Origin of the sequence: Tardiphaga robiniae (assembly GCF_013359755.1) — a bacterium.
GTDB lineage: Bacteria > Pseudomonadota > Alphaproteobacteria > Rhizobiales > Xanthobacteraceae > Tardiphaga > Tardiphaga robiniae.
Genome location: NZ_JABMCJ010000083.1, coordinates 12861 through 36030, shown reverse-complemented (window position 1 = coordinate 36030; position 23170 = coordinate 12861). Strand labels below are relative to the sequence as shown.

Annotated in this window: 22 protein-coding genes and 1 tRNA gene; 11 read left to right on the top strand and 12 right to left on the bottom strand. The window is 62.1% G+C overall.

Annotation, left to right across the window (positions count from 1 at the left end):
• Nucleotides 1–18: 18 nt before the first annotated feature.
• Nucleotides 19–882, bottom strand: a complete 864-nt coding sequence (locus tag HP556_RS13350; protein WP_210269177.1) for a LysR substrate-binding domain-containing protein — start codon at nucleotides 880–882, stop codon at nucleotides 19–21.
• Nucleotides 883–974: 92 nt separating this feature from the next.
• On the opposite strand from HP556_RS13350, the gene HP556_RS13345 reads away from it, so the two are divergent.
• Nucleotides 975–1997, top strand: coding sequence for a bile acid:sodium symporter (locus HP556_RS13345; RefSeq protein WP_175367333.1), 1023 nt, complete (start codon nucleotides 975–977; stop codon nucleotides 1995–1997).
• An 80-nt stretch (nucleotides 1998–2077) separates the two neighbouring features.
• Here HP556_RS13345 and HP556_RS13340 read toward each other — a convergent pair whose 3' ends face one another.
• Nucleotides 2078–3205, bottom strand: coding sequence for an S-(hydroxymethyl)glutathione dehydrogenase/class III alcohol dehydrogenase (locus HP556_RS13340; RefSeq protein WP_120291114.1), 1128 nt, complete (start codon nucleotides 3203–3205; stop codon nucleotides 2078–2080).
• A gap of 101 nt (nucleotides 3206–3306) precedes the next feature.
• On the opposite strand from HP556_RS13340, the gene HP556_RS13335 reads away from it, so the two are divergent.
• A complete protein-coding gene (locus HP556_RS13335) occupies nucleotides 3307–4194 on the top strand; it encodes a DMT family transporter (protein WP_175367332.1) in 888 nt (295 codons plus the stop codon).
• An 82-nt stretch (nucleotides 4195–4276) separates the two neighbouring features.
• Here HP556_RS13335 and HP556_RS13330 read toward each other — a convergent pair whose 3' ends face one another.
• The 3 genes from HP556_RS13330 to HP556_RS13320 form a co-directional block, all read right to left on the bottom strand.
• On the bottom strand, nucleotides 4277–4639 hold the full coding sequence (locus HP556_RS13330; protein ID WP_068730647.1) for a hypothetical protein: 363 nt from the start codon (nucleotides 4637–4639) through the stop codon (nucleotides 4277–4279).
• A 74-nt stretch (nucleotides 4640–4713) separates the two neighbouring features.
• Nucleotides 4714–6210, bottom strand: a complete 1497-nt coding sequence (locus tag HP556_RS13325; protein ID WP_175367331.1) for a cryptochrome/photolyase family protein — start codon at nucleotides 6208–6210, stop codon at nucleotides 4714–4716.
• Between the two features lie 332 nt (nucleotides 6211–6542).
• Complete coding sequence (locus HP556_RS13320) at nucleotides 6543–7202, bottom strand: peroxiredoxin (RefSeq protein WP_089267220.1); 660 nt, start codon at nucleotides 7200–7202, stop codon at nucleotides 6543–6545.
• A 385-nt stretch (nucleotides 7203–7587) separates the two neighbouring features.
• Between HP556_RS13320 and HP556_RS13315 the strand changes: the two genes are divergently transcribed.
• Nucleotides 7588–8154, top strand: a complete 567-nt coding sequence (locus tag HP556_RS13315) for a hypothetical protein (protein WP_175367330.1) — start codon at nucleotides 7588–7590, stop codon at nucleotides 8152–8154.
• 70 nt (nucleotides 8155–8224) lie between these two features.
• On the opposite strand, the gene HP556_RS13310 is transcribed toward HP556_RS13315, so the two are convergent.
• Nucleotides 8225–10054 (bottom strand): alkaline phosphatase family protein, encoded by a 1830-nt coding sequence (locus tag HP556_RS13310; RefSeq protein ID WP_175367329.1) that lies wholly within the window; start codon nucleotides 10052–10054, stop codon nucleotides 8225–8227.
• A gap of 156 nt (nucleotides 10055–10210) precedes the next feature.
• On the opposite strand from HP556_RS13310, the gene HP556_RS13305 reads away from it, so the two are divergent.
• Genes HP556_RS13305 through HP556_RS13295 form a run of 3 tightly spaced genes read left to right on the top strand, consistent with a single transcriptional unit; the run spans nucleotide 10211 to nucleotide 13389 of the window.
• On the top strand, nucleotides 10211–12226 hold the full coding sequence (locus tag HP556_RS13305) for an acetyl-CoA carboxylase biotin carboxylase subunit (protein ID WP_175367328.1): 2016 nt from the start codon (nucleotides 10211–10213) through the stop codon (nucleotides 12224–12226).
• Nucleotides 12227–12282: 56 nt separating this feature from the next.
• Nucleotides 12283–13089: an isocitrate lyase/PEP mutase family protein gene (locus HP556_RS13300; RefSeq protein ID WP_175367515.1), complete on the top strand. Its 807-nt coding sequence runs from the start codon at nucleotides 12283–12285 to the stop codon at nucleotides 13087–13089.
• On the top strand, nucleotides 13090–13389 hold the full coding sequence (locus HP556_RS13295) for an acylphosphatase (protein ID WP_175367327.1): 300 nt from the start codon (nucleotides 13090–13092) through the stop codon (nucleotides 13387–13389). It begins immediately after the preceding gene.
• Nucleotides 13390–13404: 15 nt separating this feature from the next.
• Here HP556_RS13295 and lipB read toward each other — a convergent pair whose 3' ends face one another.
• Complete coding sequence (gene lipB, locus HP556_RS13290) at nucleotides 13405–14133, bottom strand: lipoyl(octanoyl) transferase LipB (protein WP_175367326.1); 729 nt, start codon at nucleotides 14131–14133, stop codon at nucleotides 13405–13407.
• Between the two features lie 81 nt (nucleotides 14134–14214).
• Between lipB and HP556_RS13285 the strand changes: the two genes are divergently transcribed.
• Together HP556_RS13285 and HP556_RS13280 are read left to right on the top strand one after the other, a co-directional pair.
• Nucleotides 14215–14457 carry a FliM/FliN family flagellar motor switch protein gene (locus tag HP556_RS13285; RefSeq protein WP_068730739.1) on the top strand — a complete coding sequence of 81 codons (243 nt, stop codon included), beginning with the start codon at nucleotides 14215–14217 and terminating at the stop codon, nucleotides 14455–14457.
• 101 nt (nucleotides 14458–14558) lie between these two features.
• Nucleotides 14559–14643, top strand: a tRNA-Leu gene (locus tag HP556_RS13280).
• Nucleotides 14644–15063: 420 nt separating this feature from the next.
• Here the strand turns inward: HP556_RS13280 and HP556_RS13275 are convergent.
• Together HP556_RS13275 and HP556_RS13270 are read right to left on the bottom strand one after the other, a co-directional pair.
• Nucleotides 15064–16173: a phosphatase PAP2 family protein gene (locus tag HP556_RS13275; protein WP_175367325.1), complete on the bottom strand. Its 1110-nt coding sequence runs from the start codon at nucleotides 16171–16173 to the stop codon at nucleotides 15064–15066.
• A gap of 182 nt (nucleotides 16174–16355) precedes the next feature.
• Nucleotides 16356–17552, bottom strand: a complete 1197-nt coding sequence (locus HP556_RS13270) for an MFS transporter (protein ID WP_175367324.1) — start codon at nucleotides 17550–17552, stop codon at nucleotides 16356–16358.
• A 451-nt stretch (nucleotides 17553–18003) separates the two neighbouring features.
• Between HP556_RS13270 and HP556_RS13265 the strand changes: the two genes are divergently transcribed.
• A complete protein-coding gene (locus tag HP556_RS13265) occupies nucleotides 18004–18378 on the top strand; it encodes a hypothetical protein (protein ID WP_175367323.1) in 375 nt (124 codons plus the stop codon).
• A 25-nt stretch (nucleotides 18379–18403) separates the two neighbouring features.
• Here HP556_RS13265 and HP556_RS13260 read toward each other — a convergent pair whose 3' ends face one another.
• Nucleotides 18404–19036, bottom strand: coding sequence for a TetR/AcrR family transcriptional regulator (locus HP556_RS13260; protein ID WP_175367322.1), 633 nt, complete (start codon nucleotides 19034–19036; stop codon nucleotides 18404–18406).
• Nucleotides 19037–19169: 133 nt separating this feature from the next.
• On the opposite strand from HP556_RS13260, the gene HP556_RS13255 reads away from it, so the two are divergent.
• A complete protein-coding gene (locus HP556_RS13255; protein ID WP_175367321.1) occupies nucleotides 19170–19556 on the top strand; it encodes a nuclear transport factor 2 family protein in 387 nt (128 codons plus the stop codon).
• A gap of 216 nt (nucleotides 19557–19772) precedes the next feature.
• Nucleotides 19773–20885 (top strand): alkene reductase, encoded by a 1113-nt coding sequence (locus HP556_RS13250; protein WP_420878664.1) that lies wholly within the window; start codon nucleotides 19773–19775, stop codon nucleotides 20883–20885.
• 27 nt (nucleotides 20886–20912) lie between these two features.
• On the opposite strand, the gene HP556_RS13245 is transcribed toward HP556_RS13250, so the two are convergent.
• Together HP556_RS13245 and HP556_RS13240 are read right to left on the bottom strand one after the other, a co-directional pair.
• Entirely contained in the window at nucleotides 20913–22211 is a 1299-nt protein-coding gene (locus HP556_RS13245) for a polysaccharide deacetylase family protein (protein ID WP_175367320.1), read from the bottom strand.
• A 117-nt stretch (nucleotides 22212–22328) separates the two neighbouring features.
• Nucleotides 22329–23102 (bottom strand): polysaccharide deacetylase family protein, encoded by a 774-nt coding sequence (locus HP556_RS13240; protein WP_175367513.1) that lies wholly within the window; start codon nucleotides 23100–23102, stop codon nucleotides 22329–22331.
• Between the last annotated feature and the right edge of the window lie 68 nt (nucleotides 23103–23170).

The window sequence follows — 23170 nt, the reverse complement described above, 5'->3', positions numbered from 1 at the left end:
CACGTCTTGGCCGTCCCGTTAGCTCTGCCGATCGCGCGGACCGGCCCAGTTCATGATGGTCGCAGCGAGCGCTTCGACGGCAGGTGGCGGGTGGTCCGGTAAGATCACCGCGAACTGAATGTCGGGCAGTTTCGGAAGGCCTTCGCGAGACGGCAGGATCGTCAAACCGGGCGGCATTAACCGGACTGAATGCGGCAACAGGCCGATGCCGGCACGCGCCGCAGCGCTCAGGCCGGAGACGTTGGCGCTCGTGAATGCGATGCGCCATCGTCGCCCCGCCGCTTCGAGAGTTTCCAGCACGCCGACGCGCGTGATGCTGGGCGGCGGGTAGAGGATGAGCGGCAAGGGACTGTCGGGATCGAGCCGGAATTCGGGATGTGCCATCCATTCGATCGGCTCTTTCCAGGCAATCCTGCCCCGGCTGTCGCCGTCTCGCCGCTTCACCAGTGCGAGATCCAGTCGACCCGCATCGAATGACGTGCGCAGATCCTCGCTCAGTCCCGAATGCAGTTCGATATCAAGCTCCGGATGCCGGCGCGCGAAAGCGGCTAGCACGTTCGGCAACGCCGACAACACGAAATCTTCCGATGCGCCGAACCGCAACCGGCCGCGCAGCGGCGCAGCCGACAGGTACTGCTGCAGATGGGCATAGCGTTCCAGGATCGAGCGCGCATGATCGAGCAGAACATCGCCATCCGGAGTGAGGCCCACCCGGTGGGTGCTGCGGTCGAACAGGCGGCGGCCGGTCTGCTCTTCAAGACGGCGAATGTGCTGGCTGACGGTCGATTGCTGCAGGCCCAGCAAACGGGCCGCACCGGTGAAGCTTCCGGCATCGGTAACCGCCACGAAGGTTTGCAGCAGATCGACGGGCACGTAATCCATGGTCATCACAATACATGATGACTGATATCGTTGTTATGGGGATTTTGCATCAAGGCGGAAGAAATTAGATCTGGGCCATCAAACAGAGGCTCATGGCTATGATCATTCCAGCACGCCGCCATATCAAATTACCGATCGATCAATTCCTGTTGTGGCTGACAGCAACAGTCGCGCTGGCTGCTGTCCTGCCCGCGCGCGGCGATGCCGCTGTCTATGTCGATCACACCGTCACCGCTGCGGTCGCGCTCCTCTTCCTGCTCTATGGCGCGCGCCTGTCGCCGACCGCCGTGAAGGAGGGCCTGCTGCATTGGCGGCTGCAGTCGATGGTGTTCTCCAGTACCTATCTTCTGTTTCCACTCGTCGGCGTCGCGGCGAGTCTCGCGCTGCGTCCGTATTTGCCAGCCGACCTCGCCACCGGTCTTCTCTTCATGTGTCTGCTGCCGTCCACCGTACAATCATCTATCGCCTTCACCGCGATCGCGCGCGGGAATGTCCCGGCGGCGCTGTGCAGCGCATCGGTGTCCAATCTGCTTGGCGTCGTGCTCACGCCGATCCTGGTTGCGCTGTTGCTGTCCTCGGCAGGCAGCGGATTCTCCATCGTTGCCTTCGAAGAGATTGCCGCGCAGATCGTCGCGCCCTTCGTGGTCGGGCAGTTGATCCGCCCCTGGGTCGGTGCGTGGTTGCTCTCCCATTCGCGTCTCACCTCGACGGTCGATCGCGGCTCCGTGCTGCTCATCGTCTATGCCGCCTTCAGCGCCGGCATGGTCGAGGGAATCTGGAGCCAGCTCTCGGTCGGCACTCTCGCAGCGGTTCTCGCCATCGATCTGGCGGTGCTGGCAGTCGTCATCGTCTCGACCATGCTTGCTAGCCGCTGGATGGGCTTCTCGACTGAGGACGAGATCGCCATTGTCTTCTGCGGATCAAAGAAGAGCATGGCCAGTGGCATTCCGATGGCTGCGATCCTGTTTCCGGGTCACGCCCTCGGCCTGATCGTGCTGCCGATCATGCTGTTTCATCAGGCTCAATTGTTCGTCTGTGCGATCCTTGCACGGCGCTATGCGAGGCGCCGGGCTGAGCAGGGTATCGAAGGCGAAGCCGCGATGCTGCCGACGTGAGGCGTCGCTCGCTGGGTTGATGATGGCGCGCGAAGCTCGTTGGCTGCGTGCGCCATCCTTATTCAGAGCGGCAGATGCGCTTAAAACGTCACCACACCGCGGATACTCTCCCCGCGCTTCATCAGATCAAACCCCTTGTTGATGTCACTGAGCGGCATCACGTGGGTGATCATCGGGTCGATCTGGATCTTGCCCTGCATGTACCAGTCGACGATCTTCGGCACATCGGTGCGGCCGCGGGCGCCGCCGAAGGCCGAGCCGCGCCAGACGCGGCCGGTCACCAGCTGGAACGGGCGTGTCGAGATTTCCGCGCCGGCGGGCGCCACGCCGATCACGATGGATTCGCCCCAGCCGCGGTGGCAGGCTTCCAGCGCCTGACGCATGACAGTGACATTGCCGGTGCAGTCGAAGGTGTAATCGGCACCGCCGATCTGGTCGGCGCCGCGTTTGGTCATGTCGATGAGATGCGGGACCAGATCCTTGCCCAGCTCTTTGGGGTTGACGAAGTGGGTCATGCCGAAGCGCTCGCCCCACGCCTTGCGGTCGTTGTTGATGTCGACGCCGATGATCATGTCAGCGCCGGCGAGACGAAGACCCTGCAGCACGTTGAGGCCGATGCCGCCGAGACCGAACACGATCGCCTTGGCGCCTTGCTCGACCTTGGCGGTGTTGAACACCGCGCCGATGCCGGTGGTGACGCCGCAGCCGATATAGCAGACCTTGTCGAACGGAGCGTCCTCGCGGATTTTCGCCACCGCGATCTCAGGCAGCACGGTGTAATTGGCGAAGGTCGAGGTACCCATATAGTGGTGAACAGGCTTGCCCTCGAGCGAGAAGCGCGAGGTGCCGTCTGGCATCAGGCCTTGACCCTGCGTCGCGCGAATGGACGTGCAGAGATTGGTCTTGCGCGACAGGCATGACGGGCACTGGCGGCATTCCGGCGTGTAGAGCGGGATGACATGGTCACCCTTCTTCACGGATGTGACGCCGCGGCCGACATCGACGACGACGCCGGCGCCTTCATGGCCGAGGATCGCCGGAAACAGACCTTCGGGATCGGCGCCGGACAGCGTGAACTCGTCGGTGTGGCAGATGCCGGTGGCCTTGATCTCGATCAGCACTTCGCCGTCGCGCGGGCCTTCGAGCTGAACGGTGGTGATCTCCAGCGGCTTTCCGGCACTGATGGCGACGGCGGCGCGAACGTCCATGGCAAATTCCTTCGATAATGGTCTCGGTGTCGTGATGTCAGGCGGCAGGTCCGCGCAAACAGCCATTGCCGCTTAGCACATGATGGGGCAGTGAGCAGCCCATGAAACAGGTTCAGAAAAGCGATCTTGAAATCCTGATCGGACGCGCCGCACCCATCGTCTTCGTGCTGCTGTGGAGCACCGGCTTCATCGGCACCAAGTATGTGCTGAACGGCGCTGAACCGCTGACCTATCTCTCCGTGCGCATGATGCTGGTGGTCGCGATCATGGCGGTGATCGTCGCATGGGTGCGTCCGGCGTGGCCGGATCGCGCGGTCATCGGCCACAGCATCGTCGCCGGGCTGCTGGTGCAGGGGCTTTATCTCGCCGGCACCGTGTTTGCGGTCGCGCACAAGGTCCCGGTCGGTCTGTCGGCGCTGATCCCGGGTCTGCAGCCGATCCTCACCTCGATCCTCGCCAGTCGGTTTCTCGGCGAGCGCGTCACGCCGCTGCAATGGGGCGGGGTGGCGCTCGGTCTCGCCGGTGTGTTGCTGATCCTGCATGGTCGGCCGATGACGGGCGAGGCGGGCTGGGGATGGTTTGCGTCCGGCATTTCGCTGATCACGATCACCGTCGGCACGCTCTATCAGAAGCGCTATTGCGGCGGCATCGACTGGCGCACCGGCAGCTTCATTCAGCAACTCGCAGCAATGGTCATGCTCGGCATCGGCGCGCTGGCCCTTGAGACCAATGTGATCCACTGGTCGGCGGAGTTCGTGCTGTCGGTGGTGTGGCTCGCGGTGGTGCTGTCGATCGGCACCGTCGGGCTGCTCTACTGGCTGCTGCGGCGCCAGGCCTCGAGCCAAGTGGCGAGCCTGTTCTATCTGGTGCCGGCCGTGACCGCGCTGATGGCGTTCGTTCTGTTTGGTGAAAAGCTCGATGCCGTTGCCATCATCGGCATGATTGCCTGCGGCGCTGCGGTATTGCTGGTCAACCGCGCCAGGGCCTGACGCCATCCTGCGTCAATCCAGACCCCGGACATGAAAAAGCCTCCGGGCTTGGACCCGGAGGCTTTCACATCTGCGAAGAAGCTTACTTCTTCTTGGCAGCCTTCTTGGCCTTCTTGGCCTTCTTCGGAGCGGCCTTCTTGGCGGCCTTCTTCACGGTCTTCTTGGCAGCCTTCTTCACGGTCTTCTTGGCGGCCTTCTTGACGGTCTTCTTCACTGCTTTCTTAGCCATTGGTCTCGCTTTCTGGGTTTTCTTCTTTGAAGATTTCTTCGCAGAAGTTTTCTTGGTGGACTTCTTCGTCTTCTTAGCCGGGGTCACTTTCTTTGCGACTTTCTTTGCGGCCTTCTTGACCTTCTTCGCCACCGAGGTGGCGACTTCCTTAGTCGCGTCGGCTGCGCTGCTAAGCGCGTCCGTCACTTGCTCCAGGACTGGAGTGTCGTCGTTCATAGCATCCCCCAACATTGTCGACTTTTTCACGTTAGTCCGATTCGGGCGCGTGTTGAAGAGTGTGTTATCGACAGTCAACTATTTCGTATCGTTGTGTACGCCTTTAATGCGCGCTCGCGACCGACTGTGTGATCGACGATCGGCGACGGATAGTCTTTGCCTAAAGTGATTCCCGCGTTTTTGAGTTCGAGCGGTGAAGCTGTCCAAGGCTGATGAATATGTTTTGTGGATAGTTCTGTCAGTTCGGGTATCCAGCGCCTGACATAGACACCACCGGGATCGAACTTCTCACCCTGCAGGATCGGATTGAAGACGCGGAAGTAGGGTGCTGCATCCGCGCCGGAGCCTGCGACCCACTGCCAGTTGGCGGGATTGCTGCCCGCATCCGCGTCGACAAGCGTATCCCAGAACCACTTCTCGCCCTCGCGCCAGTCGATGAGCAGATGTTTGACGAGGAAAGATGCGACCACCATGCGTACGCGATTGTGCATCACACCGGTGTGCCAGAGCTCGCGCATGCCCGCATCGACGATCGGATAGCCGGTCAGACCGCGTTGCCACGCGCGCAGCGCCTTGCGATCGGTCTTCCATGGGAACTCATCGAAGGATGATTGCAGATTGCGCGTGGCCAAATCAGGAACATCGAACAGCAGATGGCGGCAGAACTCGCGCCAGCCGACTTCGCTCATGAACTTTGCGATGTCGCTGCTGTGCTTCGGATGTTCTGCAGCTGCGAAATGCGCAGCGGTCCAGATCTGACGCGGACTGATCTCGCCGAAGCGAAGATGCGGCGACAGGCGCGACGTGATCTCGCGGTCAGGTCGATCGCGGTCGCTGCTATACCCCGCGATCTCCTTCAGGAAGCGCTTCAGATGTTTCTGCGCAGCCGCTTCGCCTGGCGTCCACATCTCGCGCAGACCGCCGGCCCAGTCGGGCTTCGATGGCTCTAGCGCCCAGTCGGCGAGCCTGTCGCTCTTCACCTTCGGCGCGGGCATTAGTTTCTTCGGCGCCGGAAGCGGCTTCGCCGGTTCGCCCATCGTCTGAACGCGCCGCCAGAACGGTGTGAACACGCGCAGGCCGCGGCTCTCCTTCGTGCCGGTCTCCTTGGCGCGGATTGTCGCAGGATGCGCCAGCAGGTCACCCGGAAAGCTCTGCGTGCCGACATCGAGGTCGGCAAGCGCTTCGGTAACGCCATCGGCGACCGCGAGATGCGGCGCCTGCGCGATCTCGTTCCAGAAGACGTGGCTGGCATCGACTGCGCGCGCCACATCGACAATGACGTCGGCCGCAGCGCCCTTGCGCAGCACCAGCGTGCCGCCGATGGCGTCAAGGCTTGCGCTGAGCGCGCGCAGCGACTGCGCTAGCCACCACCTCGTCGCGCCGCCCATCGGCCGCGCCTGCGGTGGCTTCAATGCTTTGCTCTGTTCATCGAGAATGTACAGACAGATCACCGGCGCATTGCGCCTGGCTGCGGCATGAAGGGCAGGGTGATCGGACAGACGAAGGTCGTCGCGAAACCAGACGACGATAGGTGCTTGCGTCGGTGTTGAGGTCGAAGATTGATCGGTCATCACTCATCCAACGCGGATGTCGGGTGATTGATCCGGCCGCGAATACCGCGAGAGTCTTTGCAACCCTGCGCTCATGGGCGCCTAGTATCAGGATATTTATTACCGAATTGGTACTCGAAGTTATTTCGAACCGATACGCCGTTCTCTGGGTGACGAGGTCGATCCGTCATGCCGCCGCTGGATCTGCTCTTCCTCGGCTTCGTCGCGAGAGCTCTCCGCAAGGACGTGGAGAAGGCGACCCCATGACTGCAGAATCGATTCGACGGGGCAAAGAAAAGAGGCGCCGCGATCTCTCGCGGCGCCTCTTTCGTTCTTGCAAATCAGTCGCAGCGTTACTTCGGCTGCGGCACGATGCGGATATAGGGCTTCGGTTCTTTCCAGCCATTCGGATAGATCGTCTTGGCCTCGTCGTTGGTGACGGAGCCGGCGATGATGACGTCCTCGCCATGCTTCCAGTCTGCCGGTGTGGCGACGCGATGCTTGGCGGTCATCTGCAGTGAATCGATCACGCGCAGGATTTCCTGGAAGTTGCGGCCGGTGGTCATCGGATAGACCAGCACCAGTTTGATCTTCTTGTCCGGCCCGATGATGAAGACGTTGCGCACGGTGGCGTTGTCCGCGGCGGTGCGGCTGTCGGCATCGCCCGCCACGTCGGCGGGAAGCATGTTGTAGAGCTTCGAGACCTTGAGGTCGGTGTCGCCGATCATCGGGAAGGTCGGGCGGGCGCCCTGGGTTTCGTTAATATCGTCGACCCACAGCGCGTGCTTGTGCACGGGATCGACACTGAGGCCGATCAGCTTGACGCCGCGCTTGTCGAACTCCGGCTGCAGCTTGGCGAGGGCGCCGAGCTCGGTGGTGCAGACCGGGGTGAAGTCCTTCGGATGCGAGAACAAAAGAGCCCAGCTATCGCCGATCCAGTCATGGAATTTGATGCGGCCGGCAGTGGTCTCGGCCTCGAAATCGGGCGCGACTGCGTTGATCTGGAGTGTCATGGCTGGACCTCATGTCATTCTAGTTACAGATGAATTTTGTAAGCAGACTATAGAGGCGCGCAATAGTAAATGGAACTGTCCGGCAAAAAGGACAAGAACTTTCTTCAAATTAGGTGCGCGCTGGCATCCAGTTTCACGCAAGGGGGCTGCGGCAAAACACCCACGCAACATGATGTTATCGGGTGCCGTGATGTTGCCTCCCGCCCGGCGCAATCCCGCCTGACCGGGTCGCCACACCTGATCGAACCAGACGGTGCCCCGGCGCGACTGAATTGCAACGGTTAGGGATAAGAAGAACTCCTGTCCATCTCTTAACCGAGCGTTAAGTCGCCCATGGAATTGCTGGGTTATGTTGAGAAATATGCTGCAAACAGAAGAGCTTGAAATGTCATCCGCTGCCGCTGCCGACGTATTCGGCGCCATCGAAACGTCCTCCATCAACGATCATCGCGCTGCGGCGCACGCCCTCGCCATCGTGCGCGACGGCGTTATCACCGGCGAAGGCCCGACCACCCGTGGCCGTATCCATTTCTCCCGTGCGCTTGATGCCGATGACGCCGCCTGGTGTGAGCGCATCCTGGGTGCGTCGGCACTGGCCAGTCAGCCGGTCAGCCGCGACGAGGCCGAGGCACTGTTTGCGATCAACGAAGCGGCGGCCGAGCGCAGCGATGACGGACGTTTCGACGACCTGTTCGCCAAGGCTGTCGTCCATCACGCTGCGTCCGCGTCGGGCCTGCCGGTGCCGCCGCGTGCGGTGGCGCTGTCGCCCGATGTGGCCATCGAGACCTGGGCGCCGACCAAGGCCGTTGGCGTGAATATCGAAGTGCTCGAATGGATCGCGTCGCAGATGCGCGCCAAGCGCGTCAGCAATGCCGCCATCATGACGCTGGTCACGACTGTGGTCGGCGCCGCGACGCTGCAACTGCCGAATGTGTTCGACATCGGCATGTAAGCCGGTCGAAGATCGTCAGAATACGAAAACGGCGGAGCGTGGCTCCGCCGTTTTTTGTTTGGGCTGTCGCTTACTTCGCGTCGAGGCCGACAGTCCGGCCCGGGAAACCGGCGACATCGAAATATTTGTGCTCGCCGACCTTCTGCAATTGCAGCACCGTGACCAGACCCTGATCGTCAGGCGCCGAACGCATCACGTCGGTCGTTGCCGTCGGCGTTTCGCCAGTCACCGTCGCTTCACTCATCACGCGGCCGATCAGGCTGCCTTTGGACTCGCGCTTGAGGCCGAGCAGATGCGCGGCAGTCATGCCGGTATCGGCATTGCTGACCGGCAGGGGATCGACGAAGCCGGCTTTGAAGTCCGGACCGATCGCCGCCATGAAGTTGTGGGTATCGCCGCGCCCGAACGAACCATGCATGCCCTGACCCTGACGCAGCACGGTGTCTGCGATCTCGACCTGGCACGCCGCCGGCTCTTCGCAGCCCTCCGAATAGGAGCGGAATGAGACGACGATCGCGGGATGCGGCGTGACAGCCTTGCCGGACAGGTTGATCGACGACAGTGGCAGCGCGCCGGGGAAGGAGCCCAGCGAGTCCTCAACGAAGATGCCGCTGATGTAATCCTGTTTCAGCAGCGCCTTTACGGTGCGGTCGGCGAGGTCCTTGTCGCCGGTCGGCAGATAGATCAGGTCGGAGCCGCCATTGGTGGCGATGATCAGCTCGGGCTTATCCTTATCCTTGCCAATATAGGCGTTGCCGGCCTTCGGATACGCATTGTCGGCAACGGCGGCGAATTTGTCGTTGGGGTCGAACAGCGGCAGGTCGAGCGACTTGGCGAGATCGATGGCCAGGAAGCCCAGCGGCAGGAAGCCTTCCGGCGTATCCGCATAGGTGCCCTTGATGGTCGCCGAGGTCTTGCTCTCCTTGGAGATCGTCGAGAAGCCGTGATCCGCCGAGATCATGATGTTGGTATTGGCGGCGAGGCCGAGATCGTCGAGCGTCTTGCGCAGCTGCGCAAGATTGTCGTCGGCATTCTTGATCGAGGCCAGCGAAGACGGGCCGTTGATGCCGGGCGTCACCTTGTTGAGGCTGTCGCCCTGATTGTGCTGCGTGCCGTCGGGATCGCGCGACCAGAAGATCAGCACGAACGGCTTGTTGCGTGCCTTGAACATCGGCAGCACCACTTTGCTGGCGACATCGGCCATATAGGCTTGCTGCTTGATATTGGCTTCCGTGGTGCCGGGCGTCTTGGCGTCGCCCGCCTTGCCATTGTCACCGCGGCCGGGTGTTTCCACCGCGAGGCCAGCCTTCGCGAGAGCGTCCTTCATCTCATCCGACAGGGGGATGCCGAGCAGCTTGCCTGCTTTGTCGATGCCGCCGGTCTGGTCGTCGATGGTGATCGTCTCCTTGCCGGTGCGTTCGGTGTGATCGAACATCAGGGTCGGGCCGACCTTGCCGATCGCTGCGGTGGAATAGCCGGCCTTGCGCGCGGCCTTCAGCAGCGTTTCCTCATTGAGGTAATCGCCGTTGAATTGCTCGTCGAGATCGCCGAGCACCTGATCATGTTCGATGAAGGGGATCGGGCTGTTGTTCTGCACCGGGGTGGGGTGGCCGGTATAGATCGAGTTCGAGAATACGCCGGTATCGCCGAGATAATGGCCGGACGCCATGCCCGACGCATTGGCCATGGTGAAGGTCGGAAACAGCGAATGCGAGTTCCGGAAATTGACGCCCTTATCCCGCACTGCGGACATCGCGGGGGCCGTTTCCGGCGTCACTTTCAGCGCCCGAAGCCCATCAGGTACGAACAAAATGAGGTTGCGGGGAGGGCTGTTTTGGGCGAAAGCCGTTGTTGCGGATATAAGAGTAAGACTGAGGGAGAGGATGGTGGCGCAGCGCATGAAAAACCTCGCTTCGAAAGAACTCGGCCGATCCGGTCCAGACGTCTTCTCTAGTTTTTGTCCGCGACAGAATTGTTACGACTGCGGCGCCATGCCACATTGTACCGTCGACCCCATCTTTCCGATCCCGCCTCAAGGTTGCAAGTAAGACAGCTCATGTTCAAAAAAATTCTGATCGCCAATCGCGGCGAGATCGCCTGCCGGGTCATCAAGTCCGCCCGCAAGATGGGTATCAAGACCGTCGCCGTCTATTCCGAAGCCGATCGCGATGCGCTGCATGTCGAGATGGCCGACGAGGCCGTGTTCATCGGACCTCCGGCCGCGGCCGAGAGCTATCTCCTGATCGAGAAAATCGTCGAGGCCTGCAAGAAGACCGGCGCCGAAGCGGTGCATCCCGGCTACGGCTTCCTGTCCGAGCGCGAGGCTTTCCCACGCGCGCTGGAGGCCGCCGGTATCGTGTTCATCGGCCCCAATCCCGGCGCCATCGCCGCCATGGGCGACAAGATCGAGTCCAAGAAAGCTGCCGCAAAGGCCAACGTCTCCACCGTGCCGGGCTATCTCGGTGTTATCGAGGATGACAAGCATGCCGTGAAGATCGCCGACGAGATCGGCTATCCCGTGATGATCAAGGCGTCCGCTGGCGGCGGCGGCAAGGGCATGCGCATCGCGCATTCGACTTCGGAAGTGGTCGAGGGTTTCAACCTCGCCAAGGCCGAGGCGAAGTCGTCGTTCGGCGACGACCGTGTCTTCATCGAGAAGTTCATCGTCGATCCCCGCCACATCGAAATCCAGGTGCTCGGCGACAAGCACGGCAACGTGATCTATCTCGGCGAGCGCGAATGCTCGATCCAGCGCCGCAACCAGAAGGTCATCGAGGAGGCGCCGTCGCCGCTGCTCGACGAGACCACCCGCCGCAAGATGGGCGAGCAGGCCGTGGCTCTCGCCAAGGCCGTGAATTACGACAGCGCCGGCACGGTGGAATTCGTCGCCGGCCAGGACAAGAGCTTCTACTTCCTCGAAATGAACACCCGCCTGCAGGTCGAACATCCCGTGACTGAACTCGTTACCGGCGTCGACCTCGTCGAGCAGATGATCCGTGTCGCTGCCGGCGAGAAGCTGCAGCTTGCGCAGAAGGACGTCACCCTGACCGGCTGGGCTGTGGAGTCCCGCGTCTATGCGGAAGATCCGTTCCGCAACTTTCTGCCGTCCATCGGCCGCCTCGTGAAGTATCGTCCGCCGGCCGAGAGCAAGTCCGACAACATCACCGTGCGCAACGACACCGGTGTGCAGGAGGGCGGCGAGATCTCGATCTATTACGATCCGATGATCGCCAAGCTTGTCACCCACGCCCCGTCGCGCGCCGCCGCCATCGAGGCGCAATCTCATGCGCTCGACGCGTTTTATATCGACGGTATCAGACACAATATTCCGTTCCTGTCGGCGCTGATGAGCCATCCGCGCTGGCGGGAGGGCAATCTCTCCACCGGCTTCATCGCCGAGGAGTTCCCCAAGGGCTTCGCCGCCAGGGCGCCGGAGGGCGAAGTCGCCCGCCGTATCGCCGCGGTGGCCGCGGCCGTCGACTCCATCTACGGCGAACGCAAGCGGCAGATTTCCGGCCAGTTGATCGGCCGTCCGGTGACCCGTGCGGGTCGCCGCGCCGTGTGGCTGGAGCGCGAGGAGATCGCGCTCGACGTGGCCCGTGACGGCGATGTCGTGACGGTGGCCTTCGTCGGTGCTGACGGCAAGACGGGTGCGCCGCATAAGCTCTCGTCGTCCTGGAAGCCGGGCGTGCCGGTCTGGGAAGGCACCATCGATGGCCATAACGTCGCCATGCAGGTGCGCCCTCAGACGTCGGGCATCCGCATCGCGCATCAGGGTTATGAAGTCGCGGTCAATGTCTTCACCGAGGCGGAGGCTACCGCTGCGCGCCTGATGCCGGTAGGCGTCAAGGCCGACACCGGCAAGAAGCTGCTGTGCCCGATGCCGGGCCTCGTCGTCTCGATTGCCGTGACCGAAGGTCAGGACGTCAAGGCCGGCGAGACCCTCGCCGTTGTGGAGGCGATGAAGATGCAGAACGTGCTCCGCGCCGAACGCGACGGCACCGTCAAGAAAATCCATGCCGCTGCTGGCGCAACGCTGGCGGTGGATGCGCTCATTCTTGAATTCGCGTGACGACCTTCCGGCAACGCCGTTACGGATTGCGGGCGATCCTGTCCGGCGATCGCTGCATGCGTCCGGGATCGGTCTACGACGCGATATCGGTGCGCATCGCCGAAGACCTCGGTTTCGAGGTCGGCATGTTCGGGGGCTCGGCGGCGTCGCTCGCCATTCTCGGCGATCCCGACATCGCGCTGATCACGCTGTCCGAACTCACCGAGCAGATGCGGCGGATGTCGCGCGCCGGCTCGCTGCCGGTGCTGGTCGATGCCGATCACGGTTATGGCAACGCGCTTAATGTCCGCCGCACGGTGGAAGAGCTGGAAGCCGCCGGCGCCGCCGGCCTGACCATCGAGGACACGCTGCTGCCCGCCGCCTTTGGCGAAGCGAAGGCGCAGCTGATCTCTCCGGAAGAGGGGCTCGGCAAGGTCAAGGCTGCACTGAATGCGCGACAGGATCCGGCGCTGGTGATTGTGGGCCGCACCGGCGCCGCCTCCATCACATCCGTGGATGACGCGATTGCGCGTGCCAAATCCTATGAAGCCGCCGGCGTCGATGCAGTGATGTTCACCGGCCTCAAGAGCCGCGCCGAACTGCAAGCGGCAAGCGCTGCGACCACGCTGCCGATCGTGCTCGGCAGTCCCACTGACGACATGGATTGGGATTTCCTCAGCGCCCAGCGCGTCCGCATCGCCATTCAGGGCCATGCGCCGATCTCCGCGGCGACCGCTGCCGTCCATGCGACTCTTAAAGCAGTACGCGAAGGTGCGGGGCCGAAGGAGCTGAAGAATCTTGCCTCAAGCGAGTTGATGGAGAGCGTCACCCGCGGTGCCGTCGTGAAACAGCGCGGCATCGATTTCCTGGGACTCAAGAAATAGATGTGTGGCGTGATCCGTCACGTGATGATCCTCGGCCGCGTGCAGGGCGTTGGCTATCGCTACTGGGCCGGCCAACAAGCCTCGTTGCTCGGCCTCGAAGGCTGGGTGCGCAACCGCCGTGATGGCAGCGTGGAAGCGGTGTTTGCGGGACCCGCCGATATTGTCACTGACATGATCGAGGCGTGTCGCCGTGGTCCAACGGCCGCCCGCGTCGATAGCGTCGTGACGAGCGATGCCACGCCAGACATGCTTGCCCTACGCGTCAACGGCGAGGTGTTCTCGCAATTGCCGACGCTGTAATTCGGATTGCGTCGCTCAGACCGCCGCTTCTGCCGCGAACTGCTCGCTCTCGCCGAACACTTCCCCAAACGCATGCCGCAGTGCCACGTCCACATCCGTCATGGCTACCGGCAGGCCGAGATCGACTAGGCTGGTGACGCCGTAGCGCGGATCGACCACGCCGCAGGGCACGATGGCGTCGAAATGCGCGAGGTCCGGTTCCACATTGATGGCGATGCCATGGAACGAGACCCAGCGCCGCAGCCGCACGCCGATGGCGGCGATCTTGTCCTCATATCCTGCGCCCTTGTCGGGCCGGGCGACCCAGACGCCGACCCGGTCCTCGCGCCGTTCGCCCTTCACGTTGAAGGCGTCCAGCGTCCGGATGATCAGGTCTTCCAGCGCCGCCACATAGGCCCGAACGTCCGGCCGGCGCGCCTTCAGGTCGAGCAGCACATAGGCCACCCGCTGGCCGGGGCCGTGATAGGTCACCTGGCCGCCGCGGCCGGTCTCGAACACCGGATACCGGGCATCCAGCAGGTCGTCAGACTTGCCTGACGTGCCGGACGTATAGAGCGGGGGGTGTTCCAGCAGCCAGACCAGTTCCGGCGCGGTGCCGTCGGCAATGGCCGCCGCCCGGGCTTCCATCTCGGCCACGGCGTCCGGATAGGGAATCGGACCATCGGATACCCGCCATTCCACCGGCCGGCCGGGGAGGCCGCGAGAAAACACTGTTAAATCGAGGGTTTGGCGATCATTAACCATTGGCTAACCATAACATGTTGATCTCGCAGGCACCGCAATCTTGCATCTGTGCGATCCTGCATCTGGGAATTTGAGGCCGACGTGCCAACCCTCGATAAAATTACCGTCGATATCATGGTGGTCCTCGGCACCACGTCGATGCCCGTTCATCAGGTGATGCGGCTGAGCCGCGGCGCCATCATCGAACTGGATGCCACAGAGCAGGACGAGGTCAAAATTCTTGCCAATAACCTGCCCGTTGCGTCAGGCGTGGTGATGGTCGATCGCAACCGGATTGCGGTCGAGGTCAAGCAGATGCTGCCACGGTCGCCTGACCACAGATAGGTAGCCCGGAGAGGCCAAGAGGCCTTGTCTCCCCATCATTGGTTTGTTACATCGGCGCCGGTTGATCCGGCCGGGCGATTTGCCCTCGCCGGATTTCTTTAGCGCTCGTGGCGGAATTGGTAGACGCGCTGCCTTGAGGTGGCAGTCCGTAACAGGGTGGGGGTTCGAGTCCCTCCGAGCGCACCACACCTCATCCTTGAAATTGTTGGATTATTCGCGGTTTTCCTCACGCTGGTGCTGTGAGGAACAGACGATGATCGCCGGCATTACGCCCGCATTCGTCAAGCCGGTTCGACTCGGTAGTCCCGTTGATCGGCGTGACCCGGGAACATCCAGCCTCTCTTAACGGTATCGCGCGTGGATGCTGTCGAGGGGATCGTGAGCAAACCTTTCCGACGGCCCGAGGCACCGGACTCGCGTTTGATCCGCATAAACAGAAAACGCCGCGCGCATGTGCATGCCAAAATGGAATCAGAACGCGTTCGACAATGAGTTGCTGGCGGCCATTGTCGCAGTGGCGCTTTCTGGATTCGTGACACTCGTGTTGTGGGTCATTTTCGGACCGTCCTGATCGCGCCGCGAGGTGGAGTGTTGGCTGGCTAGACGCTAGATCGCACCAGCTAGCGCATTGTCGCCAGATCGAGACGTCCTGGAATGAACCCTCTTCATCGAATGGATGAATGCTATCGACACGGCGCTCACGGCACCGCTTCCGATCAGATCTGCCAGATAGTGTCCTCCGACTGGCAATGTCGAAATGATCATGACGCCGTTGAGCAGCAGGGCGGGCAGAAAAGTATAGAGTCGATCTCGCAAGGCGTAAGTCGTGATCAGACCGAGAATCGTGTGACCGGAAGGGAAGGTCACCAGGCAGTTGATGTTAGGGGTGTCGAAATCGATCAGAGGTGGCTGCGCGGATCGGAATTGCATGAGCAGTTGGTACCACCAAGTGCCGGCATCGGCGCCGAAATTGCTGAATGTGTTCAGAGCCGGTTGATGTAGAGCATAAGCACCGGCACCCGGCAGGATCAGCATCCCCGCAGCGATGCCGATGGAAGTCAGGCACAGCAGAGCCATGAACTCCGCTAATCGTTCCAGACGATTTGAAAGACACAGCCAGAGCATCGTGAAGAGCAACACATGTCCAGTGTTTTGATAGGCGCGGAGGAGCGCGCGACTGATCAAGTTGTTGCTGTTGGCCGAAGCGACGAATGACTTCCAATCAAAGCCGAGGCTGGCATCCAGAGCGGCGAGCCGCAGATCTTGTAGTGGTAACGAAGCGTTGGCTGCGAGGCAGCAAAAGATAATGACGACGGCAGCCAACAATGCGAAGGCGACCATCGCGACGGTGACCGTCCCCAGGTAATCTGCGACAAGCTTGAGCAGTCGCCCGATCGGATCGCTTTTGCCTTGGAGCCTTTGGGAAATCAGTTCGCATAAGAGTACAGCAAACAGGCTGAACGAGATCACCCGCACGATTGCTATCCAACTGGACGGCGCCAACTGAAGGTCTGTCATGGCCAGCCACACCAGGTCGACGATCGCCAGACCGATGATGACGGACCACGCCAGCTTCATGAGGCGTCTGGCCGTTGCTCCGCCTCGCGCCAGGAGCGCGACGTGAGCGGTGATGGTCACCAGGAAGCGAAGCGACGAGTTAAGGCTATGGGCAACGCGTGCGTTCACCGCATCTTTCTCCGAAACAGTCAGCAACAACTGAACATTCGAAGTAACAGCCGCTCGCCCATAGGTGGTATTATTTTGCGCGGCGCAGTTCGCCTTTTGCCCCTCAGGGTTTCAAATGAGCGAGAAAATTAGCTTCAATTTGATGAAGTTGATGGCGCCTGAACCTGCAGCGGCGCAGTCGCAGTTGAAGCGAGCCGGAGATGCGTCTGGTTTCACCCGCTCGCCGCCAGCATCAGCGCGCAGATCGCTGCGACAGCGCCGATCACGAATGTCGCGCCATAACCGAACACGCCAGCCACATATCCCACCACCGGTGCCGTCAGACCGATCGCCAGATCGAAGAAGGCGATAAAATTCGCCACCGCGCGGCCGCGCTGTTCGATGGGCACGCGGCGCGTGGCCTCGACACCCATCGACGGGAAGATCAGCGAGAATCCGATGCCGGTGACCAGCGCGCCGAGCAGTGCGAGCATCGGACTCGTGGACAGCCAGATCAGCGCCTGGCCGAGCGCCTCGATCGCCAGCGACACCATGGCCACGCGCGCGCCGCCGAACTGGTCGGGCAAATGACTGCCGACCAGGCGCACGAAGATGAATCCGGTCGAGAAGGCGGCGAGCGCGATGCCTGCGCCGGACCAGCCGCGTTCGACATAGGTCAGCGCGAGAAAGCCGGTGATGCCCGCGAAGGGGATGGTGGCCAGAAACAAGACCGTGCCGGAACGCCAGATCAGTCCGATGACCTTGTAGAACGGCGTGCGTTCGGTGCTGCCTGACACAGGCACGTCGGGGATGGCGTAGGCGATTCCAAGCGCGATCAGTGGCGAGATGGCCGCAAGCACGCCGACGCCGGCAAAGCCGATCGATGCATAGACCGCGAGGCCGATCGGTGCGCCCAATCCAATCGCCGAATACATGGCGATGCCCTGCCACGACATCACGAGACCGGTGCGGTGCGGGCCGAGCCGTCCGATGCACCAGCTCATGGCGCCGGTGATGAACAGGCTTTCGCCGAAGCCGAGCGCGACGCGGCCGATCAGCAGCAGCGTGAGCTTGCCTTCGGCCGGCAGCGGCAGGGTGGCAGCCAGCAGATAGAACAGGCCGGCCAGCGCCGAGAGCGGCAGGCCGAGCCGGATCGCGTAGCGCGCGCCGTGATGGTCGCTCAGCGTGCCGGCGCGGTGGCGGGTGAGCACGGTCACCACCGATTGGATGCCGATGGCGAAGCCGATCACGCCGGCCGAGAAGCCGAGCTGGTCGTGTATGTAGAGCGAGATCGGCGGCAGCGGCAGGCCGACCGAGAGGAAGCCGAAAAAGACGATCAGCACCTGCTTGATCAGGCTCTTGCGGTCGTCACGGCTGAGCGGTGCAGGCTTGGACGCAGCTTTGAATTTTGGAGGAGCGTTCTGATTCATGTCGACGTGCTTTCGAGGCGGCCAGCCACATTGGGGCTGTCCGGAGCTGAGCACGTTGAGTGACGTTAACGCTTACGGCGGGGAGGCACCCTGCAATGACGGCTGGTTACGGCGAAGCAGGTTCCTCTGTCAAGGTTGTATAGGGCGGGAAGCGCTGCCGCACGGTCGCGCTTATGGCACGGTGCCCGAACATGACGTCGTGATCTTGCTACCGGAGCCGCCGCAGACATCATCGCGCCGGGCCGAGCATGCCAGTCGCTCCTCGGCCGGCCGTAGCGCGCTGACTGACACGCGCCGTCGTTTGACAAAAGTCCGTTGGCGCGTTGCGGATAAATCTCCAGATGCATTGCAGTTGTCATCATCCTTTAGCGCTCGGGTAACGACTTGCCAGTAGCAACGCCGCCGTCCGGCAGCTAGACATGGCCGGTAGCGTCGATCTTCCGGAGCGGACATGAAATATCTGAGCTATGCCTATCGTTTCATCTCCAACTTTGCCTTTCTGGCGCTGGTCTATTTCAGCCTGAACTTCGTCGGCGCCTATCAGCAGCGCGCCATCGTGGCGGCGCTGGTGCTGGCCTATGCCGGCATGCGGGCGATCTCGGCGCTGCGCTCCTTCGTCTTCTTCAAGGCGATCGAGAAGCTCGAACTCGAAGCACGCCGGCTTGGTGGATTGGCCGGTGAAGGCCCTTCTGCCGTGTCGTCGCGCAAGGCTGTCGTGAAGGACGTGGTCGAGCAGCGCCAGGCCGGCGAGATGAAGTCCTATATCGACCTGCTGTTCCTCGGCATCATCGTGGTGCTGTGCATCGCCAAGATCGTGGCGAACTAACGCGATCTTTTTCCGTGACGGCGACCTAACGCTTCGCCAGCAGGGCCGTAGCGCAGTCCGCTACCTGATCGAGCTGCGCGCGTGAAGCACCGTCGCTGGCCTCGATCGACATGCCCTGCAACAGCGTGTTGAGCGTGTTGGCAACCGCTTCGACGTTGGTGTCTGCCGGCAACTGACCATCAACGACGCCGCGGCGCAGGCGCTCGAGGAACAGCCGGCGCCCTTCATCCCGCAATGCCTTCAGTGCGTCGGCCACGTCACGCGCCTCGGCCGGCACGTTGATTGCACCCAGCACCACGATGCAGCCACACGGCGCCTCGGGTTTGGTTAGAATGGCGGTGGCCTCTGCGAAGAAGGTGGTAATCGCCCGGCGTACGTCGGGTTCGCCGTCCATCGCGTCCCACGTCTCGTCCCAGAACACCCGCTCGTAATGGCCGACAGCTTCCAGGAAGAGCTGGGCCTTGTTACCGAAAGCGGCGTACAGACTGGGAGGGTTGATCCCCATTGCCGTACAAAGCTCAGCGATCGACGCTGGTGCGAAACCCTTTTCCCAGAACACTTTCAACGCTTGTTCCAGGGCGGCTTCGCGATCGAAGCTGCGCGGCCGTCCCTTGGTACGGTGCGGCGAGATTTTCGGAGCTGGATCGGAAGCAGGCATCTTTTCGGAATCCGGGTTGACTTTCCGTAGCGATCGCTACATATATGTTTTTGTATCGATCACTACAATATATCTACCGTGAGTGTCACGTGATTTTTACGCGGCAGATCAATGCTTTCAAAGGAGATCAGTCATGACCAGGAATATCAAGACCGTCCCAACCGCCGACTTCGACGCCGTTGTTGCGGTCGCGCAAAGTTATGTGGACGGTCTTCGCGTCGGCAGCGCCAAGGATGTCGGTGGCGCGTTTCACGAGGATGCCGTGATGTACGGCTTCACCAATGGTTCGCCGATGGCCGGCACGATCCGCAATCTCTACGAGTTCGTGGACAAGAGCGGCAAAGCACCAGACATCAAGACGCGGATCGACGTGCTGGCGATCACGCCCACTACGGCGGTCGTCCGGGTCGACATGGAGAAGGACGCGATCGGCGCCGACTATACCGACTTCCATACACTGCTGAAGGATGCAGGCGGCTGGAAGATCGTCGCGAAGGTCTATCACCAGTACGAGGGCTGATCATCGATGCGGCGTCGCTGCCGATCGACGATTGTCACCCCACCGTGAGCCTCGTGCCGATCACCGGCGCACCGCGAAGCTTGATCCGCTGAACTGCACGTTCGACGTCCGGCTTGGCCACGATTGATCTGAACAGCTTGAGATCATTCGCGGCCGGTGGCCGCATACGCTGACTGATGTCCTGACCCGCCGAACAGCTTGAACCAGATTTTGAAAATGAAACCGATGACCGACAATTCGACCTGCACCGACCTTTTTTCGCCCGTCAGTCTGGGCGACATCAACCTTGCCAATCGCATCGTCATGGCGCCGCTGACCCGCAGCCGCGCGGGTGACGATGGCGTACCGACCGAACTGCACGCCACCTATTATGCGCAACGCGCCACCGCTGGCCTCATCATTGCCGAGGCGACGAACATCTCGCCGCAGGGGCGCGGCTATGCAATGATGCCCGGCATCTGGAGCGACGAACAGGTCGCGGGCTGGAAGAAGGTGACCGATGCCGTCCATGCTGCCGGCGGCAAGATCGTCTCGCAGCTCTGGCATGTCGGCCGCTTCAGCCATGTCGATCTCCAGCCGGACGGACAGGCGCCTGTCGCGCCTTCCGCGGTGAAGGCGGAGGGGCAGACCTACACGAATGACGGCATGGTCGATGTGTCGATGCCGCGCGCGCTGGAGACTGACGAGATCCCCGGCCTGATCGCCGACTATGTTCGTGCTGCAGATAACGCCAAGCGCGCCGGATTCGACGGGATCGAAGTCCATTCGGCCAACAGTTATCTAATGGATCAGTTTATCCGCGACAGCACCAACAAGCGGACCGATCGCTATGGCGGCTCGATCGAGAACCGGACACGCCTGACACAGGAGGTGGTGGAGGCCGTGCTGCCCGCATGGGGCGCGGGCCGCGTCGGGATACGCCTGTCACCGACCACACCAGACGCCGGCAACACGCCGATGGATAGCGATGTGATGGCGACCTACGGCCATTTGATCCGCTCGCTCAATCGCTTCAATCTCGCTTATCTTCACTTCGTCGAAGGCGCGACCGGCGGTACGCGCGAAATTCCGGCGGGCATCGATCTCGATGCGTTGCGGGCTCAGTTCGAAGGGCCGTATATCGGTAACAACGGCTACGATCTCGATCTCGCGATCGATCGCCGCAGGGCGGGCAAGGTCGACGCAGTCGCCTTCGGCCGTCCCTTCATCGCCAATCCCGATCTGGTTGCGCGGCTGCAATATGATGTGGCGCTCGCTCAAGCGCCGCGAGACGCATATTATGGTGGCGGTGCGAAGGGATATATCGATTGGCCGATCAGCGCATCGTAATCGGAACGTGAGACCATATCGTCGCGCTCAGTGCGGGGCGGCAACTGCCGTCGGATGCAGGCCCGGCGGAATGGCGCCGGGGATGGTGCGTTTGGCAGCACTGGCATCGAGCGAGATCAGTTTCGCAATCGCATCTGAATCGCTGCCGCGGGCAGGCGCGCTCTGTTGTGCGTGATGTGGTAGCTGCACGAGTGCCTTGATCGGCTTGCCGTGACGTTCGGCGAGCTCGAATAGGTCCTGTGCCGGCACCGGCAGCGAGGCACTGCTGGTCATCGCATGCAGCGTCGCGGCGCGCGGCCACGGAGCCTGTTCCGGCAATGGCACGGCATTGCGTGGTCGGCGCATGCGATCGAAATTCTCGGTTAGCGACAGCATCTGGTCGGAGGCCGAGATTGCCGGCGCGGGCAGCATGTCATCATGGGCGAAGGCGAATGTCGGCACCTTGTGCCAGCGCGTGACGGCTACGGTCTCCGACACCGGATGCAACTGCCACTGCTGCGGCTCGGTGGGCGTCTTCGGCTTGTCCGGCGTTGCCGCCTCGACATGGACGATGCGATAGCCGCCGGCCTTGAGGTCGCGCAGGATGCCGGGCAGCGCGGCCACGGTGCGCGGCTGGATATCGTGCAGCAACAGGATGCCTTTGCCCTTGGCGGCGATGCGCGAGATCGCGAGGTCATGGACCTTCTGCGACGATACATGGCGCCAGTCGTCGGCCGGGAAATCCGCGCTCCAGGTCTGGATGCCGCGTGACGCGAGATAATCCTCGACGACGCTGGCGCGCAGCAGGCCGGGAATCCGGAAGAACGGCGACAGCAGCGCGGGATCGCCGAGCGCCGCCGTGGTGTTGGCGATGCCGTCCTCGATCTCCTGCTGCGCCTTCTCGATCGGCATGCGGTTCATGCTGAGCGGATGGTTCTGGCTGTGGGTGCCGACGGTGTGGCCGAGCGCGATCAACTTGCGTACGCCTTCGGGATGCTCCTTCGCCATCCGGCCGATGATGAAGAACGTCGCCTTCACGCATTCGGAGGCCAGGATATCGAGGATCGCGTTCGAGTGTTTCGGGATCGGACCGTCGTCGAAGGTCAGCACGACCTCCTTGTCCTGGAGCGGCAGCGTCTCGGCATATTGCATGGTGCCGATCTTGGGATGTTCACGGGGATCGACCACGATGGTGCGCGAGGTGCCGAGTGCGCCGGGATTGCCCGGGCACGCCTCGGCCGACAGAGCGCTGGTGGCGGAGGCTGCGGCGGCGGTGAACAGGGTCAGGCCGGTGAGCAGGCTCAGGCACAGAAGGCGTCGTGCCCGGTCAGTCGTCGCCTTGTTCATTGGTCGATCCGTCACTCGCTTTGATGTCGGCTGTGAAGTTACCGGGGCGGCTGTGAACGCAATGTTAATCATGTCGGCCCGCCGACGGTATTTTCCGCATCCTGATGATCGCGCGTTCTACTGGGAACTGGAGCGGGCGGACCCTGCGGCCGGCGGCACGATATGCACGACCCGGTAGCGGTTCTCCCGGAGATAGCGCAGGAAATCGGGCAGCATCGCGGCAGTCTGCGCCTTGGTGTCGTGAAACAGGATGATTCCCCGCCCGGCGGCCTTGAGCCGGCCGGTAATCAGCTCCAGTTGCTGCTGCGGGGTCATGGGATTCCAGTCGCTGGCCCAGAAATCCGCGCCGAACACTGCGATCCGGCGGGATTGCAGCATGTCCAGCAGGGCTGGCGTCGACTCGAAATAGGGAAACCGGAAGAAGGGCGTGGTCGGCACGGTGGTGGCCTTGCCATTCAGCGCCATTTCGTCGGCGCTGATGCCGCGGTCGATCTGTTCGACGGCAGCCGCATTGCTGATCTTCTTGAGGTCGGCATGGGCGAGGGTGTGATGGCCGATGGTGTGGCCCTCGGCGGCCATGCGCTTCACCAGTGACGCATTGGCCGTCGCGCTGTTGCCGATCAGGAAAAAGGTCGCGCGAACACATTCGCGCGACAGCGCCGTGAGAATTTTCGTCGTGGTCGGCGCATTCGGGCCATCGTCGAAGGTCAGCACGACCTCGCGGTCTTCCAGCGGCAGCGTGTCCGGAAAACTCTGCGTTCCGACCCGCGGAGTGGTCTTGGGATCCACCGTGAGAATGCGTGCGGTACCGAGCGTATCTTTGCGCGGGCAGTCTTCGGCATGTGCGACAACGGTCGATGCAATCAAGGCAAAGATGGCGGCCTTCAACACGATCACGACACTTTCCCGGCCGCTGATTTCGCGCACCGCATTTTTCCGATTGCATCAGGCATTGCGCA